General features: G+C 53.6%; 17 protein-coding genes. 7 read left to right on the forward strand and 10 right to left on the reverse strand.

The features are described 5' to 3' along the window. Positions 1-35: 35 nt before the first annotated feature. The 5 genes from PHD76_05050 to PHD76_05070 all read left to right on the forward strand — a co-directional run bounded on the left by PHD76_05050 (position 36) and on the right by PHD76_05070 (position 4,777). Complete coding sequence (locus PHD76_05050; GenBank protein ID MDD5261199.1) at positions 36-1,430, forward strand: sugar transferase; 1,395 nt, start codon at positions 36-38, stop codon at positions 1,428-1,430. Positions 1,431-1,600: 170 nt separating this feature from the next. After that, on the forward strand, positions 1,601-2,656 hold the full coding sequence (gene rlmN, locus PHD76_05055; protein MDD5261200.1) for a 23S rRNA (adenine(2503)-C(2))-methyltransferase RlmN: 1,056 nt from the start codon (positions 1,601-1,603) through the stop codon (positions 2,654-2,656). 93 nt (positions 2,657-2,749) lie between these two features. Beyond that, positions 2,750-3,100 (forward strand): LysM peptidoglycan-binding domain-containing protein, encoded by a 351-nt coding sequence (locus tag PHD76_05060; protein MDD5261201.1) that lies wholly within the window; start codon positions 2,750-2,752, stop codon positions 3,098-3,100. A gap of 114 nt (positions 3,101-3,214) precedes the next feature. Further along, entirely contained in the window at positions 3,215-3,634 is a 420-nt protein-coding gene (locus tag PHD76_05065) for a LysM peptidoglycan-binding domain-containing protein (protein MDD5261202.1), read from the forward strand. A gap of 93 nt (positions 3,635-3,727) precedes the next feature. Beyond that, positions 3,728-4,777, forward strand: coding sequence for a fatty acid desaturase (locus PHD76_05070; protein ID MDD5261203.1), 1,050 nt, complete (start codon positions 3,728-3,730; stop codon positions 4,775-4,777). Positions 4,778-4,822: 45 nt separating this feature from the next. Here the strand turns inward: PHD76_05070 and PHD76_05075 are convergent, their stop codons facing one another. From PHD76_05075 to PHD76_05090, 4 genes are all read right to left on the reverse strand, one after another. After that, positions 4,823-6,409, reverse strand: a complete 1,587-nt coding sequence (locus PHD76_05075) for a hypothetical protein (GenBank protein ID MDD5261204.1) — start codon at positions 6,407-6,409, stop codon at positions 4,823-4,825. A 57-nt stretch (positions 6,410-6,466) separates the two neighbouring features. Beyond that, positions 6,467-6,856 carry a hypothetical protein gene (locus PHD76_05080; GenBank protein MDD5261205.1) on the reverse strand — a complete coding sequence of 130 codons (390 nt, stop codon included), beginning with the start codon at positions 6,854-6,856 and terminating at the stop codon, positions 6,467-6,469. Positions 6,857-7,028: 172 nt separating this feature from the next. Then, entirely contained in the window at positions 7,029-7,370 is a 342-nt protein-coding gene (locus PHD76_05085) for a hypothetical protein (protein ID MDD5261206.1), read from the reverse strand. A gap of 24 nt (positions 7,371-7,394) precedes the next feature. Further along, positions 7,395-8,420: a hypothetical protein gene (locus tag PHD76_05090; GenBank protein MDD5261207.1), complete on the reverse strand. Its 1,026-nt coding sequence runs from the start codon at positions 8,418-8,420 to the stop codon at positions 7,395-7,397. A gap of 393 nt (positions 8,421-8,813) precedes the next feature. Between PHD76_05090 and PHD76_05095 the strand changes: the two genes are divergently transcribed. Continuing rightward, positions 8,814-9,605, forward strand: coding sequence for a UDP-2,3-diacylglucosamine diphosphatase (locus PHD76_05095; protein ID MDD5261208.1), 792 nt, complete (start codon positions 8,814-8,816; stop codon positions 9,603-9,605). 49 nt (positions 9,606-9,654) lie between these two features. Here the strand turns inward: PHD76_05095 and PHD76_05100 are convergent, their stop codons facing one another. Then, the gene (locus PHD76_05100; protein MDD5261209.1) at positions 9,655-10,569 is read right to left on the reverse strand and encodes a polysaccharide deacetylase family protein; all 915 of its coding nucleotides are present in this window, start codon (positions 10,567-10,569) and stop codon (positions 9,655-9,657) included. 282 nt (positions 10,570-10,851) lie between these two features. Between PHD76_05100 and hisN the strand changes: the two genes are divergently transcribed. After that, positions 10,852-11,619 carry a histidinol-phosphatase gene (hisN, locus tag PHD76_05105; GenBank protein ID MDD5261210.1) on the forward strand — a complete coding sequence of 256 codons (768 nt, stop codon included), beginning with the start codon at positions 10,852-10,854 and terminating at the stop codon, positions 11,617-11,619. A gap of 249 nt (positions 11,620-11,868) precedes the next feature. Here the strand turns inward: hisN and PHD76_05110 are convergent, their stop codons facing one another. From PHD76_05110 to PHD76_05130, 5 genes are all read right to left on the reverse strand, one after another. Beyond that, positions 11,869-12,489, reverse strand: a complete 621-nt coding sequence (locus tag PHD76_05110) for a hypothetical protein (protein MDD5261211.1) — start codon at positions 12,487-12,489, stop codon at positions 11,869-11,871. Positions 12,490-12,790: 301 nt separating this feature from the next. Next, a complete protein-coding gene (locus PHD76_05115; protein MDD5261212.1) occupies positions 12,791-15,124 on the reverse strand; it encodes a cation-translocating P-type ATPase in 2,334 nt (777 codons plus the stop codon). A 130-nt stretch (positions 15,125-15,254) separates the two neighbouring features. Further along, a complete protein-coding gene (locus tag PHD76_05120; GenBank protein ID MDD5261213.1) occupies positions 15,255-15,914 on the reverse strand; it encodes a lipid-binding SYLF domain-containing protein in 660 nt (219 codons plus the stop codon). 130 nt (positions 15,915-16,044) lie between these two features. Further along, complete coding sequence (locus PHD76_05125; GenBank protein MDD5261214.1) at positions 16,045-16,863, reverse strand: MBL fold metallo-hydrolase; 819 nt, start codon at positions 16,861-16,863, stop codon at positions 16,045-16,047. Between the two features lie 15 nt (positions 16,864-16,878). Then, a partial coding sequence (locus PHD76_05130) for a PfkB family carbohydrate kinase (protein MDD5261215.1) occupies positions 16,879-17,315 on the reverse strand: 437 nt, incomplete at its 5' end.

Below are 17,315 nucleotides of genomic sequence, written 5' to 3' on the forward strand. Positions count from 1 at the left end.
ACTCCAGTTTGCAAAAATTGCTATAATGCCATCGCATGCCCTTTACCAAGCACAAGATTCATCACTTCATACTCCAGTGCGCGGATGGCGCCGTGGCTTGCATCGCATTCATTCTGGCCTTTTACCTCCGCAGCAGCATCGGCCCAACCGTCAGCCCGGTGAATCTTCAGGACATCGGCACCTTGAGTGATTATGTCTATTGGCTTCCGTCCATCGCATTCCTGGCGCCGCTGATTTTGACCCGGCTTGGCTTTTATAACCTGGGCGTCAACCAACATAAGGGCCTGGTTCTGAATATCTGCCTTCAAGCCTCCATCCTGTTGTTTCTGCTCCTGGTCGTGCTTCTCTTCATCTTTAAAGACCAGCAAAGCCGCCTGGTCTTCCTGATCTTTGTGCCGATTTGCACCCTTTTCCTGTTCCTGCGCCAGGTTTTATATCTCGCGGAGCGCCGCTTGTCTTACCGCCGAAAAGAACGCCGCAAAAACATCCTCCGGGTGACCGACCAAACGGGTTCCACCGGATGGTGGAAGGACCTGGCAAATCATCCCGAGTTTGGGCTGCACCCGGCCGGGGAAGTCAACCTCACGAACACCTCAAAGGAAAAATTCATCCAGATCCTCCACGATGAAGCCATCGAGTTTGTGATTCTTGACGTCAAATACAGTTCTTTTGAAAAGGTGGTGGAGACGGTGAAGGCATGCGAAAATGAGGGTATTGAAATCTGGCTCGCCACCGGCCTGTTCGACACAAGGGTCGCCCACGCCAAAGTGGGGTATTTTCTCGATCGTCCGGTCCTGATTTTCAGTTCGACCCCGGACAATTCCTGGGAAATTCTCTGCAAGGAACTGCTGGATCGGGCGGGCGCCCTGGCGTTGCTGCTGGTTTTTTTCATGCCCATGCTTCTCATCGCCGCAATCATCAAATCGTCCGGAAAAGGCCCGGTTCTTTTCCGCCAACAACGCAGCGGGCATTACGGGAAAGCCTTTGAGATGTACAAATTCCGTTCCATGGTCACAAATGCCGAACAACTCCAGGATGAACTCCAGCGCCTCAACGAAATGAGCGGCCCCGTTTTCAAAGTCAGCAAGGATCCCCGCATCACCCCGTTTGGGGCCTGGCTGCGCAAAACGAGCCTCGACGAATTGCCCCAGCTCTTCAATGTCCTGAAAGGCGAAATGAGCCTGGTCGGCCCGCGTCCGCTACCCATCTATGAGACAAAAGCCATTTCTGAAAATGCCCAGCGTCGGCGCCTCAGTGTAAAACCCGGGCTGACCTGCCTCTGGCAAATCCGCGGGCGCAATCATGTCACCAACTTTGAGGATTGGGTCGGCATGGACCTCGAATACATCGACAACTGGTCCATCTGGCTGGATTTCCAGATCCTGCTCATGACCATTCCGGCCGTGCTGTTTTCCCGTGGCGCAAAATAAACCCGGCTTAATCAGACGGCACACATACAATTGAATTTTTTACCACCAAGACACAAAGACACCAAGGATGCGGGCTGTCTAATTGCAATTCATGGATCACTACTTGTTTCGCCAGACTTTTCCCTCTTGGCGCCTTGGTGGTTCAACTGGGTTGTTTTGAGTAAAAATCCGTGAGCGCCGAAACCCGATTCCTTCTCGACCAACCGCCATCGGAATGGCAACTCTCTGACGCCGCAGGATACCGCCGCAACCAGCTCATTGAATGGGTTTTCGCCAAACGCGCGAAGACCTTTGGCGAAATGAGCAATCTGCCCGCCGCCATGCGCGACGAGTTGGGCAAACAATACCACCTGCAACCCCTCGAACTTGCGCGCATCCAGGGATCGGGCGACACCACCCGCAAGTTCCTGTTCCGTCTTTCTCAAGGCGACTACATTGAAAGCGTCCTCATCCCCGCTTCTCCCGCCTTGTACGGAGGACGATCCGACCGCTTCACGCTTTGCGTCTCCACCCAGGTCGGCTGCGCCTACGGATGCAAATTTTGCGCCAGCGGGCTGGAGGGTTGGAAGCGCAACCTCAGTCCGGGAGAAATCGCGGCCCAGATCATGGAAGCAGAACGGGCGGGCGGACGTAAAATCAACAACCTGGTCTTCATGGGGATGGGAGAGCCCCTCGCCAACTATAACAACTTGATGACGGCTATTGAAATCATCAATGCGCCGTGGGGCCTCAACATCGGCGCCCGCCATATCACCATCTCCACCAGCGGCCTCGCCCCCCGCATCCGCGATCTCGCGGAACAGCCCCGGCAATTGCGCCTCGCCATTTCACTGCACGGCGCCACCAACGAGGTCCGCAATAAAATCATGCCGGTCAATAAAAAATACCCCCTGGAAACGCTGCTCGACGCCTGCGCCTGGTTCCAGGAACGGAAAAATAAAATGATCACCTTCGAATACATCCTGATCGAAGGCGTCAACGACTCCCTCGAACAGGCCTCCTTGCTGGCCAAACACGCCAAACGCCTTCACGCCAAAATCAACCTCATTCCCTACAATACGGTGGAAGGACTCGAGTGGCGCCGCCCGTCGGACCTTGTGGTACGGGCGTTCGCGGCGGCCGTCAAGCAGGGAGGCGCTTCCGCCACCGTGCGCTTGGAAAAGGGCCACGATATCGACGCCGCCTGCGGCCAACTCCGCCTCAAGGAACTCCGGAACGCGGCTTAAGGAATGCCATTTCGCAGCAGACGCCGAGCGCCCATGTTTTCGATCCACACAGATTTGAGTGGCCAAATTTTTGGAATTCGTATAGTGGTAACCATGATGAAAAGCACCTTTTACTACTGCCGCTGGATCCCCGTTGCCCTGTCCTTGGTCGCGCTCGGCTGCGCCAGCAACAAAAATGACGCCACCGAAGTCCCGTTGCCGACTCCCTCCCAATCGGAAGCTCCCGCTGCCAACACCACTTCCGCGCCCGCCGCAACGCCCGCAAGCACCGCATCCACGGCGTCTGCCACACCCACCGCATCGGGCAAGACTTATACGGTCAAGTCGGGGGATTCGCTCTGGAAGATCGCCCACAAGAACCATGTGCATGTCGAGGACATCAAGAAATTGAATAACTTGACTTCCGATGCCCTCAAGCCGGGCCAGGTTTTGCAGATGCCCTGATTTAGCCGGATAATGGCAAAATCAGATGTGGGGTTGGGACTGTCTCAACCCAAATAACAGATTCAGAGCAAACGAATGTCGTGGCGTAAGGTTTCATCTTGCATGTGCCTTGGAATGGCCGCGGCATGGCTGGCTTCCTGCGCCGGTAATTCACGCAACGTCAGCGAGGTGCCGCCCCCCGCATCGTCGGGAAACTCTCCGGCCGCCACGGAAAATCCCCTCGACCGCCCTCCACCGGAAGGCCCGCCGCCCTCCGGCGTCGCCGCCTCAAACTCGCGTCCTGTAATTTATGACTATCCGGGGCCGACACAAAAAATTGAACCCCAGAAGCCTCATGCGGCGGCGGCGATCTCTACAGCCCCGGCCCCCGCTTCCGAAGCACCTGTGACATCCGGAAAAACCTATGCCGTGCAGACCGGTGATACGCTGTGGAAAATCTCTAACAAGAACGGCGTGACTGTACAGGCCCTGAAACAAGCCAATGGCTTGACAAGCGATACGATCAAGCCTGGCCAGGTGCTGCAGATCCCGTAAAAGCCGGCCACAGAACACAGGTTCTCGCGCGTACGCCCTGTTTCTTTTGAGGGTTGCAATCTCACTCTACAATGCGACATTTATGTAGTGAATGTGCAGGATCTATCCAAAAGGGGTTCGCTCGGCGAACAGGGGCAAGGGGGGGGGATTCATGACTGGAAGGAAATCGTCCAGAAGTATCAAACCCCCTCCATTGGCCGCAGTACATGGCAGATTGTGAACACGATTGTGCCCTATGTCCTGCTGTGGGGCCTCATGTATTTCTGTCTGGCTGTTTCCTACTGGCTGGTCGTCCCGCTGGCAATTCTCGCCGGAGGATTTCTGGTGCGGACATTCATCATTTTCCACGACTGCACACATGGTTCCTATTTCAAATCACGCATGGCCAACGACATCCTTGGGTTCTTTACAGGGGTCATCACTTTCACACCCTATCACCATTGGCGCTGGCAACATTCCATCCACCATTCAACCGCCGGTGATCTGGACAAACGCGGCATGGGAGACATCTGGACCCTGACCGTGCAGGAATATTTGGAGTCATCTCGCGCCAGACGCTTTGCCTACCGGCTGGCCCGCAATCCATTCGTTCTTTTTGTTGTGGCGCCGATGATTCTGTTTCTTGTCCTGAATCGCATTCCATCACCCGAGGCCAAAAACCGCGAGCGCGTCTGGACACATGCCACAAGCCTGGGCATTGTCATGATGGCCCTGCTCCTGATCTCGGTCTTTGGGCTCAAGGCCTATCTGATCATTCAATTGACCATCCTCCTCGTAGGCAGTGCATCCGGGGTGTGGCTTTTCTATGTACAACACCAGTTCGAAGACGTTTCCTGGGAAAGGCATGAAAATTGGGATTTCTCACAGGCCGCCCTTCAGGGCAGCTCCTTCTACAAACTCCCAAAAATTTTGCAGTGGTTTTCGGGCAATATCGGCTTTCATCACATCCATCACCTGAGCCCCCGGATTCCGAATTACCGCCTGGAACGCGCGCATAAATCCGAGCCCCTCTTTCAAACGGTCAAGCCGCTAACACTCCGCAAAAGCCTGAAATCTTTCAACGTCCGGCTCTGGGATGAAAAACAGCGCAAGCTGGTCGGTTACCGAGCCCTTAAGGCCCATCACCGCAAGGTCGTAAAGTAGCCAGTACGCCTCATCTGCTTCTGAAAAGCTCTGCAGGGCATCTTGTCAAAAGTGATACATGCTTTTGAGAATTGCATGGATTAACTCTGTGATTCTACCGGCCAATGTCCCCCATTCCTGGGCATTGGAGGGTGCAAGTCCAAATAAGGCCGGGAATGGAAACAGTAGGCAGGCAAAACTAAAACCTATCGTGGACAAAAATGAGGCGTCTGTCCTTGGCCAGGTGGTTTGAGCTCTGATCAACCTGATCGTCTCCATCAAATCTTTTCGCTCTTGATGCTGTTCATCCTTGAGCTTCCTCAAATTGCCCTCCAAAGATTTGACCTCTTCGGTTTGCAAGGAAACAAGTTGCCTGCGGAAGACGAGGGCGGGTCCGGCCAGCAAAAACAGCAGCGCCAACCCCACGGCAGCAAGGCCCAGAATTTGCAAAATCGGCATCAAATGAAAAACCTGGCTTTCAGTGCGGGCATCCAGGGTGTTATAGCCCTGCAAAAAGAGAAAAGAAGCGCCAATCGAAATGGCCAGCGCGATCAAATTATAAACACGGAAGACCGGGTCCATCCCGAACCGTTTTTCCGTATCACGCAACCATGGGTTAAGGGCAAACGCCGAAGTCCCCCGGTGAGGCAGCAGATTGAACATCAACAAAACATAAAAGATGATTTTGATGGCAGCCCATCCGCAAAAACCATGGAAAAGGCCTTCCATAACCAGGGCGCTGATCAGGAATGCGCGATAGAATAGGAAATCACACCTGTCAAATTTCTCCCTTCCTCCATTTGCAGATGCTTTCAAAAGCAGCCTCTTTTCACCAGCGGATTGCGGGATATCCACCCCAACAACAAGAGGATCCAGTCCAGGGCCTCTTGTTAGCAGATGCGAAGCGACCAACGGTTTTGTATCCAATGAGCCATACTTGGCCTCAAAAGCCACCTGGGAAGCCAAAGCCGCAGACAGCCGTGGGGTGTAGAATTTATCCTCAATCAGCCGGGCTCTGCCAGTTTCCCCATCGGGATTTTGGTTATAATCCTGGACCCATTGATAGAGGCAGGGAGTCTGCACATATCCGATATAACTCCATGGATGCTTGGAAAGGTCCCCCGACTCGAGTTTATCCATGGATCCATATTCCTTGTGGAAATTAAGTCCCAGCGTCACAAGCATCAAAAGCGCCAGGATCGGCAGTGAACACCTGTTCAGTTTTTGTATAAACCGCTGGACGGAACCAGCCAAACCCTCCTCAATCATGCCGGTTCGGATCATTTCATGGGTGGAAATGCCTATATGACGGCAAAACTGGAATGTCACCCAAATGAACACCGGGGCAATAAACAAATAAAAAAGACCGTGATTCAGTTCCCCCAGGTATCCATAGACGTGCTCGGCGCTGGCGCTCAAAACAGGAGTATTCGTTCCTTCAACAGGCGGAAAAAACGTTGCCGTTATTTTCAATACCAGCAAATCGGTCCGAGCCCAATGCGCAAGAAGCAGGACAAGGATGCAAAAGACAAGGGAAATGCCTGACAGAATCCACTGCAAGACGGACGCGGAGGAAATGGCAATTTTAGAGGCCCAAGGCCGGAACTCTTCCAGAAACAGCCAGTCTGCAGATGATTCCTGCCCCGATTCCATAATGACGTTCCGTGCTTTGTAGCTGGACTGGAATTTCAACCCTATTCCCACTCAAAATTATCGCGCCCGGGCTTTGGCGGTCCTGCCCTGGATATTCGCCTCATTTTTCTTTACCTCCTTGACCATGGAAAAATATGTCAGGACAGAATTCCACAAGCCGGAACCCCCGCTCGCGAGGAGGCCCAGGGCGAGTACGCCTGCATAGGGGTTGATCGAATCCAGTCCCTTGACTGTGTTGATTGCGGGCCAAGCAAGCCACGATGTCAGAACACCGCCCAGCATGGCCATGAATTGCAACATGGCCTTCCGTCTTCCTTCCAGAACCGGGTTTACATTTTGAGTGTTCAAGAACGGACTCAGACCCTTGAGGATCTCCACCAAACGCTCCGATGCAACGCTCAAAGCAAGAATCAACGCCACCAACGAACTTAATTGATCAATTCCCATGATTACTCCTTCCCTTGTAATATAATAATATCCCAACGATGACACAGCCTGTGTCTGAAAACTTCAATTCACCGCATCCGAGCAAGAATGGGTCAGGGGTCATATCTTGATAAACGATAGAAGCTTAAGTTTTTTGTCGGAAAATGACTGTTGCCCCGTTTTCCCGGCCCAACTAAACAAGCGTGCCTTTGGCTAGCTGAATCAACTGGTCCAGCACTCCGAGCGCGGAGATGATGTTGTTTGCAAGGTTTACTTCATTTTCAATATCTTTCCGCACTTTATCGAGTGTTGTGGTGGAAGCCTTGATGTTCTTAACGCTGTTGGCGGCCACTTGTGCCCAATCCACTAATTCTATGATGCGCAGGCGACTGATTTGATTGTCTAATTCCTCGCTGTCGTCCTGGAATTTGTCTGCATCCTCGAGTCTTCCACTGTGGCGGCACACGCGCATGAGATGGTCCGCCATTTCGCTTGCGTTCGTCAGGGCGATAAGAGTGTCCATGCGGTTGCTCATAGTTCAAGTTCCTTGAGGTGAAGGTTAGTTTGAGTTCTTGTTCGCCTTTTCGTTGGCGTCGTTCAGGTCTTTGTAGAGCTTGTAAAGCTTGGCCCCTGTGTCAGCCATACTGGCTATGGCGGAGAGGCCTGCGCTACCCTCAGCCGCCCTGGCCAGTTCGGAGTGCGATTCGGGCAGTGATGCGTATAACTTGGCCATTCCCCCAAATAGAGCCCACCGCTTGATGGTTGAATCGTTGAGCGTCACAGCGTTTGCCACCACCTTCTTGCGTTCGTCCGGCGCTGCAGAACCGAAATCCTTCTCTAGTTGCTTGAACTTGGCCACATAGGCATCACGCACATATCCTGACAGGTTGTAAGTCAGTTCAAGACCAAGATTCGAATATTCCTCGATAGCATTCTGATTGGTTTGGATGGCTTTGCGGAGAGCAGCACTTTGCTGGGATTTGATATATTCACGGAAAGCTCCTGTTGCTGCGGTGGAAAAGATGGCTGCCTCCTGGCCTGATCCGACCTTGAGATGCTGGGTGGCATTATTCAGGTTCTTGTTTAAATTTCCGGCCATTTTTGAGAAATCGTCATCGCTGATGAATTCCTTGCCCGCCAGGGCCGCCAAGGCCTGGGTGTATTTCAGATAGGCGCCGTTGAAGTCACTGATGCCTTCGGCCATCCGTTGTGGCACATAGTAATTGTTCATCCACTTCGATGCTTCGGAAGGTGCCTGTGTGCTGTCGCCCGGTTGTCTGGCACGGGCTACTTCCGCTGTACCCTTTTCAATGTCTGCGTCATTCTTCTCAAGGCCTGTGATATTCCAGGAGCCGTCTCCGGAATTGCCCCAGTAATATTGCTTCCCGTTGTTGCTCTCGAAATGCAGTTTGAGCCGATCAAAGTCATTCGGGCCGATGGAATTAATGAGGGCTTCGCGACTCTGGGCAATGGCCTCACTGAGGGCTTGGTCAGTGGCGGTGTCGACTGAGGCTGTGGCTGTCGAAAAGTCCTGGAACGGTTTTGGATTGGGGGCAGCACAACCAGCCAAAACCAACCCGCCCAACAAGGCAGTCAGAGAAAATATTTTAAAGCCGCAATTATTGTATAACATCCTCATGAATGAATTCCTCTGCGAGGACGCTATATAATACCAACTTCTTGTCAAAGCAAATTGCTAATAATAATGAATCTTAAAGTAACCTAACATAGTTAATGTTCAATATATTACAGCGCTTTGGCACCATCGGCTGCATGTCTCGGCCACTTTGAAAAATCAGCTCGCCTACCTCTTGTACAAGGGTCAAGGGTGAGAGGACAAGCACGGAAAGTATGCTGGCTATAGCAGAATAACAGGGGAAAGACCCCCTATCTATCGATATGTCGCAGAACTGTTACAAAGCCGACACCAAAAAGTCACAGTTAGATGTACAAGCTAAACCTGTAAAAAGTCACCCCTATGGCACACTATCGAACCGCTTGGATTTCAGATATTCACCTCGGCACCCGGGGCAGCAAGGCTGGCGCCGTCCTTGATTTTTTAAGAGACCACGAGTTCGACACCCTCTACCTCGTTGGCGACATCATCGATATTTGGGCCTTGCGCCGCGGGATTTTCTGGCCGCAGGAGCATAACGACGTCATCCAAAAGCTGCTGCGCAAATCCCGCAAAGGCACCCATCTCATTTACATCCCCGGCAACCATGACGAGTTCGTGTACAATTTCCTCGGCCAGTTCGGCGATATCCACATCCAAAAGCATGCCATTCACGAAACAGCCGATGGACGCAAGATCCTGGTCATCCATGGACATGAACTGGATACGGTCATCCAAAACATCGGATGGCTGGCGCATGTGGGCGATTTTGGATACCAGATTTTGCTGCAGCTCAACGGGTTCATCAATTTCTTCAGGCGTCTGGTCGGACGCGACTACTGGTCGTTAAGCGCCTATGTTAAAAACGAGGTGAAGAATGTGGTCAGCTTCATCGGCAACTTTGAAGTGGCTGTCGCGCATTATGCCCGCAGTTACAATGCAACCGCGATCCTCTGCGGCCACATTCACCGCGCCGCCATCCGGAAAATCGGCAATGTGGAGTATTATAATTCCGGCGACTGGGTTGAGAGTTGTACCGCGCTGGTGGAGGATTTTTCAGGAAAAATCGAACTGCTGCAATTCGAGCCCAGCGTAAAGCCCAGAACCCAACACGAGCCCGACCCCGTCGCGCTGGAAGAATTGGCCGAGGTCTAGAACCTTTATAAAACTGTATCCATCGGCGTCAATCTGCCTCCATCCGTGGTTAAAAAAGCGTTTTTGCGCTGCCCTCCACCACCGCCAGCGTACCGCTGCGGCCATCGACCCTTCCCATTTTGATTTCCGAAACCGGCAATGAATCCCGATGCAGCACTCGCGCTGCTTCCTCCAGCGAATAAAATTCAATGCCCTGCCCTGCAGCCCCCTTCAACAACTCTCCGAAAAGCTCAAGATACGCCAAGCCTTCCAATTCCGCGTGAATGGTCAGCACGGAGTCCCCGCCCGCTTTCAACAACTTGAGATAATGCGGCACAATCCGTTCCGGAGGAAATTCAGGACGGCCCAATAATTCATCCAAAGTCGGCAGGGTTGTCGGGATTTGAAGCGTACGAAAAGTCTGGCCCTGCATGGACGGAAGGAAGGGCTGCCGACCCCGCGCATCGCTCGCGTATAGAAGCCCGGCCTCGTCATAAACCGCGAGGCTGCCGGGGCTGCACTGCCAGCCGGGAGCGGCGGCCGACCGGGCTTGAACGCCGAAAATCCGCACAAACTCCTCCTGTGCCGCTTGAAACTGCCGTCGTATTTCAGCCAGCGGCATGACGCTCACATAATCCTGCCAGGTGAAATGATCGTAACAATGAATGCCCACCTCGAATCCGCGGTTGCGGACCTCTTTCATGACATCCTCATTGCGCCTGCCGATATGAGGCGCGGGCAGCAGGGTTCCGTTCAACATGGTGCGCCACCCGTAATTCGACGCCACGCGGGTGCGCATGACTTTTGAAAAAAAGCCGGGCCGGAAAATCCGGCGGATCGCTTTTCCCGTATTGTCCGGGCCCAGCGAAAAGAAAAACGTGGCGGGAACGCCGTGGAGGCGGCACAATTCCACGAGAGGCAGGACCCCCTCGCGCGTACCTCGGTCGGTATCGACATCGATCTTAATGGCAAGTCGGGATGGCATATTTTAAGTTTAAAGTTCGCGCCAGGCGAATCCGTCCGGTGGCGGATTTCTAAGTTTTAAGCAATTGTGTTATTCACACATTATGGGGATTTTCACAGATTCCAATTTTTAAAATCCCTCCCCTCTCCCTTCATCTGCGCAGAAATTTGTGCTCCTTCGCGTTTCCTTGCGGCCTTCCTGTAAAATTATTTTCTTTTGCGCCTTGGCGTCTTGCGCCCTCCTGACCGCTTTAGCTTTACGCCGCGGCGCTTTGCGTTAAAGCTGTGCATGCAAGCGATGCACATGAAGAAAGACCAGCAACTTTTGTTCATTGAAAAATTAGCCCGCGCAGCCGGCGAGGTCATTCGACCTTTCTTTTTCAACCCGGACCTGGCGGTTGAACTCAAAGCCGATCAAACGCCTGTCACAATGGCGGATCGCCGGGCGGAGGAAGTGATCCGCGAATTGATCCATAAAAATTATCCGGGACATGGAATTATTGCGGAGGAATTCGGGAACGAAAACGAACAGGCGGAGTTTGTCTGGGTCGTGGACCCCATCGACGGCACAATTTCGTTCACATCCGGTTGTCCGCTGTTTGGCACTTTGATTGGACTTCTGCACCAGGGCAAACCGGTGCTGGGCTGTATTTACCAGCCCGCGCTGGAGCAAATGTGCATTGGAGACGGATCGGTTACGCGCTTGAATGGACGGCCGGTTCGGGTGCGCGAAACTTCCTCCCTGCCCCAAACCACGGTGTTGGCGACTGATCTGGCGAATATTGCGAAGCATCAAAATTTTTCCGCGTTTGAAAAATTACGGCAATCCGCGCGGATTTTCCGCACCTGGGGGGATTGCTATGGCTACCTGCTTCTATCGTGCGGCCTGGCGGATGTCATGATGGATCCGATCATGAATCCGTGGGACCTGCTGCCGCTCGTCCCCGTTGTGCGCGGCGCGGGCGGAATCATCACCGCATGGGACGGATCGGATGTGCTTAAGAGTAATTCCTGCGTCGCAGCCGGGCCCAAGCTGCATGGCGAAGTCATCCGCATTTTGAATGCTGCTTAAAACTGGAATTGCACCACGAATGAGACGGATCCACGCGGATACAAGACTTTCGAATCACGAAACGAATTCAAAACCATTTAGGATTGAAACAATCTGCCTTTATCCCCCTGACAAGGGGGAAGAAAAGGGGGTTGCTTTCCGCAGAACAACAATTTTCTCACGTCCGCCAAGGGACGGATTCGTCCGGTGTGCGAACAAGAGACGCAAAAGAATACATTTTTAACCGCAGATGTACCGCCAAAGCATGCCTTACTTTTGCTTTTTGTATGAAAGTGTCTCGTCGTTATCAGGGTCACCAATGGTGAAGTTCAATAAATATTCTGACCACCACTTTTGAAGGCTTAAGCCTCCGTAGCCGCCATGCTTTATGGTACCATCATTAATGTTGCAACTGAGGCTATAGCCCGGAAAAGATTTTTTAATCTCCCAAGTCCCGGAACCTGAAAGAAATCCATTGTTGGATTCACCTGTTCCATTAAAGACGCAATCTGGAACATTTTTTAATTCGATGAGACGTGAGGGGTAGATGATAATTTCTGATTCAGGAATGCGGGAGTATTTTCTTTGCCTTAACGACAATTCGGATGTTTTGCATAAAACATATTTGCCTGTGATGTCTTCGGTTTCGGGTTTGTGTGAAAGGTATAAACCGTAGAAGTCCCAAAAAATATGGCCAATGCACAACAGCGCGAACGCTGCAAAAGGCAAAACAAGCATAAGCAGGCTTGCGGCTGGGAGGCCAGCCAACCATTTGAGCCAAGTCCATTTTTTAAACCAGCCCAGAATAAAAAAGCCGGTAAAAGTTAGAAGTATGAATAAGCAGGCCGCTGCTATGATCAGCCAAAATACAAAAACAAAACCAAGACCCATAATTTCGGATAAAAATTGTTATTTTCCTCTCCAACTATCCTGCATGAATTTGAGCTCTGAACAAGCCGTGATTGGGCAGTGGTGTATGCGCCGCTGATGGATTCTGGCTTGCCGCGTCGTCGGGCTTGCCCTCCTCCTCGCAATGACGGGGCGGCATGGGCGAGAGACTGACGGAATTCATTCAGGGTTCGGGGTGATTTTTTTATTTCCCCCAGGGTATCCGCCTCCGCAAATGCTTCGGCGTGAAACCGTGGGCTGAAGGACAAAACGGCCTTGCCATTTTAGCTAACATTCTGAATTCTTAATTCTGACTTCTGAATTCTCCCGGGTTTCCCTTCTTTTCCTCGAAGAACAACAGCCGCAGGCTGTTCAAGACCACGATCACCGTGCTGCCTTCGTGGCCGATGACGCCGAGAGTCAGCGGGATGTAACTGCCCAGGGCACTGACAACCAGAACAGCGATAACACCGAGGGAAATCGCCAGGTTTTGTTTGATGATCCGGTTGGCCTTGCGGCTCAGTTCATAGGCGTATTTGAAATTTTCCAGCCGGTCCTGCATCAACACCACGTCGGCCTGTTCCAAAACCGCATCCGATCCGCGCAGGCCCATGCCCACGGCCACATAGGCCGCCGCCAGGCTCGGAGCGTCATTGACGCCGTCGCCCACCATGGCCACATGTTCGCCCGCCATTTCGCATTTCTGAATGAAGGCCACCTTGTCCTCCGGCTTCAAGCCGGACCGCACATCCTCAAGACCGAGTTGCTTCGCCACCTTCGCGGCGGCTTCAGGCCGGTCGCCGGTCAGCATGGTGACGCGCAGCCCTTCCGACTGCAGCTTTCGCAAAAGCGGCGCGCTGGCTTCACGGACGGTGTCGAGAAGCAAAATCCGGCCTCGAAGCTCTCCGGCGACGACGACGGTTTCAGTTACTCCAATATCAGGTTCCGGAAGTTCCTTTACCCATGCGAGTTTTTCAAACAGGCTGCGCCGGCCAAGTTGGATTTCCTCCGCATGGCCCTGGACGCGGCCACTCACGCCCATGCCTGTTAGGGAATGGAATCCTTCCACCGGCAAAAACGCCAAATTTTCTCCCCTGCCCTTGAGTGCGATGGCGCGGGAAACCGGGTGTGATGAATGATGGCTGAGTGAGGCCGCCACTTGCAGGAGTTCGTTTGCCCGCCCGGGAGGCAAAGTCTCAATGCCGATGACTTCGAGTTCACCCGTGGTCAGGGTTCCGGTTTTATCGAGTGCGACCCGTTTGATTTCCCCCAGTTTTTCAATGGCCGCCCCGCCCCTGAAAAGAACCCCGCGGCGCGCGCCCGCGGCGATGCCCGCCAGGATGGAGGAAGGAATCGAAAGCACGAGCGCACATGGGGAAGCCACAACAAGAAGAATCATGGAGCGATAAAAGGCCGACTTTTCTCCAGGCCGATCCAGGAAGGGGGAAAGGCCGAGGACCAGCCACCAGACCAGGAACATGACAAGTGTGAGAGTCAGGATGGCATAGGTGTAACGGGTGCCGAATTTGTCCGTGAACTGCTGCGAAGGGGCCTTGCTGCTCTGGGCCTCTTGAATCAAGCGGATGATTTTTGCAAGGGAGCTTTCATCCGCTGTTTTCGTGATGCGGGAATCCACCGCACCCCAAAGATTCATCGTCCCGGAAAAAACGGTATCGCCGCACTGCTTATCGACCGGAACCGATTCACCGGTCAGGCTGGATTCATTCGCTGCGGAAGCGCCTGAGAGAACCTCGGCGTCGGCTGCAAATTGTTCGCCCGGGCGGGTGCGGATCACCATGCCGGGTTGGAGTTGTTCCACCGGGATGCGTTTTTCCGTTCCGGAGGGCTCCACGACGTTGGCTTCCTTGGGGGCATCCTTGAACAGGCTTTTGATCTCGCGTTCAGTCCGGAACAAGGCCAGGTCTTCCAACGCTCCACTGGAGGAAAATAGGAACAGCAGGGTGGCGCCTTCCCACCAGTGTCCGACTGCTGCGGCCCCCGCGGCGACAAACAGCATAAGAAAGTGGACGTCCAGGGTGCGTTTGCGCAACAGTTCCCAGACATCCACAGCGGGAAACCATCCGCCGGCGATGTAAGCGATGAGATAGGCGGCAATGGCAGCGGCGGAGTGTTCGCCGTGGAGGGATTCCAAAATGAAGCCCGTGGCGGCGCCCAGGCCACAGACACCGGCGGCGGCCATCGCTTTTTTCCATTCCGCAGCTTCCCGCAAATGCGCGGGGTCGAGCAGGCGTCGCGGTTGCACCTTGACCCAGGGGAATTGCTGCCATTTCCAAAAACGGGGCGCAGTCTGGCAGGATTCCTTTTCCAACATGACGCCGGAGCCGGGCATGGAGACCAATCGAAGACCTGGCGGCAGCTTGTCGGGTTTGCTGTTCCCGCAGGTTTGGCAGCTCAGGCGCCAGCCGTCCTTGCTGCAGTCAGACGGCTTTAAAAGGGTTTTCATCGCCAGGATGGATTCGAGTTTTTTCCGGATCGATTCCGTATCCGCGTCCGGTTGATGGGCGAAGGAAATTTTCCGTTCCTGCGCATCGAGCCAGACGGCCTGCAAGGCGTGATTGTCGCGGATGACTTCCGCGAGACGCTGCAGGACACAAATGTCGTTGTTTGTATTCGGCATGGTACTGGCAACAACTAAAAGTTAGTTGCTCGTACAATATAAGGCCGCGGATTTTTTCATGCCACGGAAATTGTGGCTGCTTCTGAAAAAAGATTGTAAAACTGGGACTGAGTCGCAAACGCAAACAGGCTTATTTGCCGCCCAGCAATTTGTAGAGTGAGGCAGAGTCTTTGTGGGGCTTGATTCTCCCGTTCAAAATATCCGAAGTAAGCACCCCGTGGCCATATGCTTCACGGTTCGTGGAGGAATCGGTGCTCAGGGATGTGCCACCAAATGTCGCGCCGGCAAAAGCGCCGTCCGTCTTGGTGTAATAATAAATGGGAACTTCCAAAACCTGCGAATTTTCCGCGGATACATAATCCGGCCCGGCTGTGGCAGCGGCTGTCGCGTCCCACTTCAAGCTTTCATCGGAAGTGAACATGCGCAGGGCCGCATTGGTATTGAGCACAAAAATGTAGTCGCGGGTTTCAAAACCAATCTGCGCGCCGAAGGAGCCGCCGCTCATGCTGAAGGCGCAGGGGGCCGACCATCCCGTGCCCCAGAGTTTTTGGGTGTGGCCGAGAACGATGCCCGTGCCATGAGTGCCGCCAAAAACAACGCCGCCGCGCGCAACCCGGATAATGGCGATGCCTTTGCAATCATTCAGCAGCTTTTGAGGAATGGGATGCGCGGATTCCTGCTTGGCTTCGAGAATGGAAATGGCCTCGTCGATTCGGTCGCTCAAGGCTTCCGCGTGAAGAGGAAGGGCGGCGGCCAAAAAGATTGCCAAGAGAGCCTGATATTTTTTCATAGGGGGCATGTTAAGCCTAATGGGCCGGATGACAATCCCGGGTTACGGGTTTTTGTGAGTAAAATGGGATGTGACAAGCACATCCCTCCATTTAGCCTGCACATTGCGAACGCGCTGTAAGATACGCAGGCTATGGCATGTAGAACGGGTTATGTTGTTTTTCCAGAGCGACGCTGGTGATGGGGCCGTGGCCGGGACAGAGCAGGGTTTTGTCCGGAAGGCTGTAGATGTTTTTCAGATTGGTTTCGAGCGCCTGCGCGTAGGAAATCGCGCCGCCGCCCATTGAGCCTGAAAAAACAGCGTCCCCCACCACGGCAACGGGCTGTTCAAGGCCGTGGATGACGTAGGTGGTCCCGTCTTCGGCGTGGCCTGTTGTGCGGCGTGTTTCGATTTTTAAATTTCCAATCGCAAAACCCTGGCCCCATTCAAAGAGCTGGACCTGGCCGATGTTGCCATTGGTCTGGACATGGGTGGGCGCGCCCGTTGCCTTTTGAAGTTGCGGCAGGCAGTCGATGTGGTCGCCATGCGTGTGGGTCAGGAAGATGTTTTCAAGTTTCAGGTTCTCCGATTTTAATTTTTCGAGAATCTGGTCCGGATTTGTTCCGGTGTCGAAAAGAGCAGCCTGCCGGGTGGCGGGGTCCCAGACGATGTAGGAATTCACCTGCATATCGCCGCCAAAATTGGAGGTGAGCTGGCAAAGACCGGTTGGGATACTGGTTATATTGGGATGATAGGTCCCCCGTCCGATTTCGACCAGGGCGTCTGCATTCAAGCGCAGGGGCTTGGACAGCTTGCGGGCATCGGCTTCTTCAAACGCACCGGAACGCGCGGCGCGAACCTGTTCTATTTTCATGTGGGTTTCCTGCATGATATTCAAGTCCAGCAAGCCGAGGCCGCGCATCGCCTTGCCGATGATATCACCGTAACTGTCTTCGAGAGGGAGTGCCATATTGGGATTTTGGTTTTAGGATTTTGAATTTTGGATTTTGGAAAGGATTCCCGGCCATTGTTCATCCGGGATGCCGGCGCCCATGATTTGCACGACTTCGGCGCCAAGGATGGAGCCGTAGCGCCCGCATTCCATCAAGGGCTTGCCCCTCAGCCATCCATAGAGGAATCCGGCCGCCCAGAGGTCGCCGGCACCGGTGGTATCGATAGCCTTGTCCACGGTGACAGGATCAATCCAGGTCAGTCCGCTTTTGTCATGAACCAAGGCCCCTTCCTTGCCGAGTTTGACAACGGACACGGGGCAAAGCGTTCCCAAACGATTGGCCATGGCTTCATAACCGTCCATCAGCCCGGTAAAGGCCGCAGCCTCATCTTCATTGGAAAAAACAACTGTGACGTAACCGCGCAGGATCTCCTCCAGGATATCGCGTGAAGCCCGGACGACCTCGAAGG

This window comes from Candidatus Methylacidiphilales bacterium (genome assembly GCA_028713655.1).
Classification (GTDB): domain Bacteria; phylum Verrucomicrobiota; class Verrucomicrobiia; order Methylacidiphilales; family JAAUTS01; genus JAQTNW01.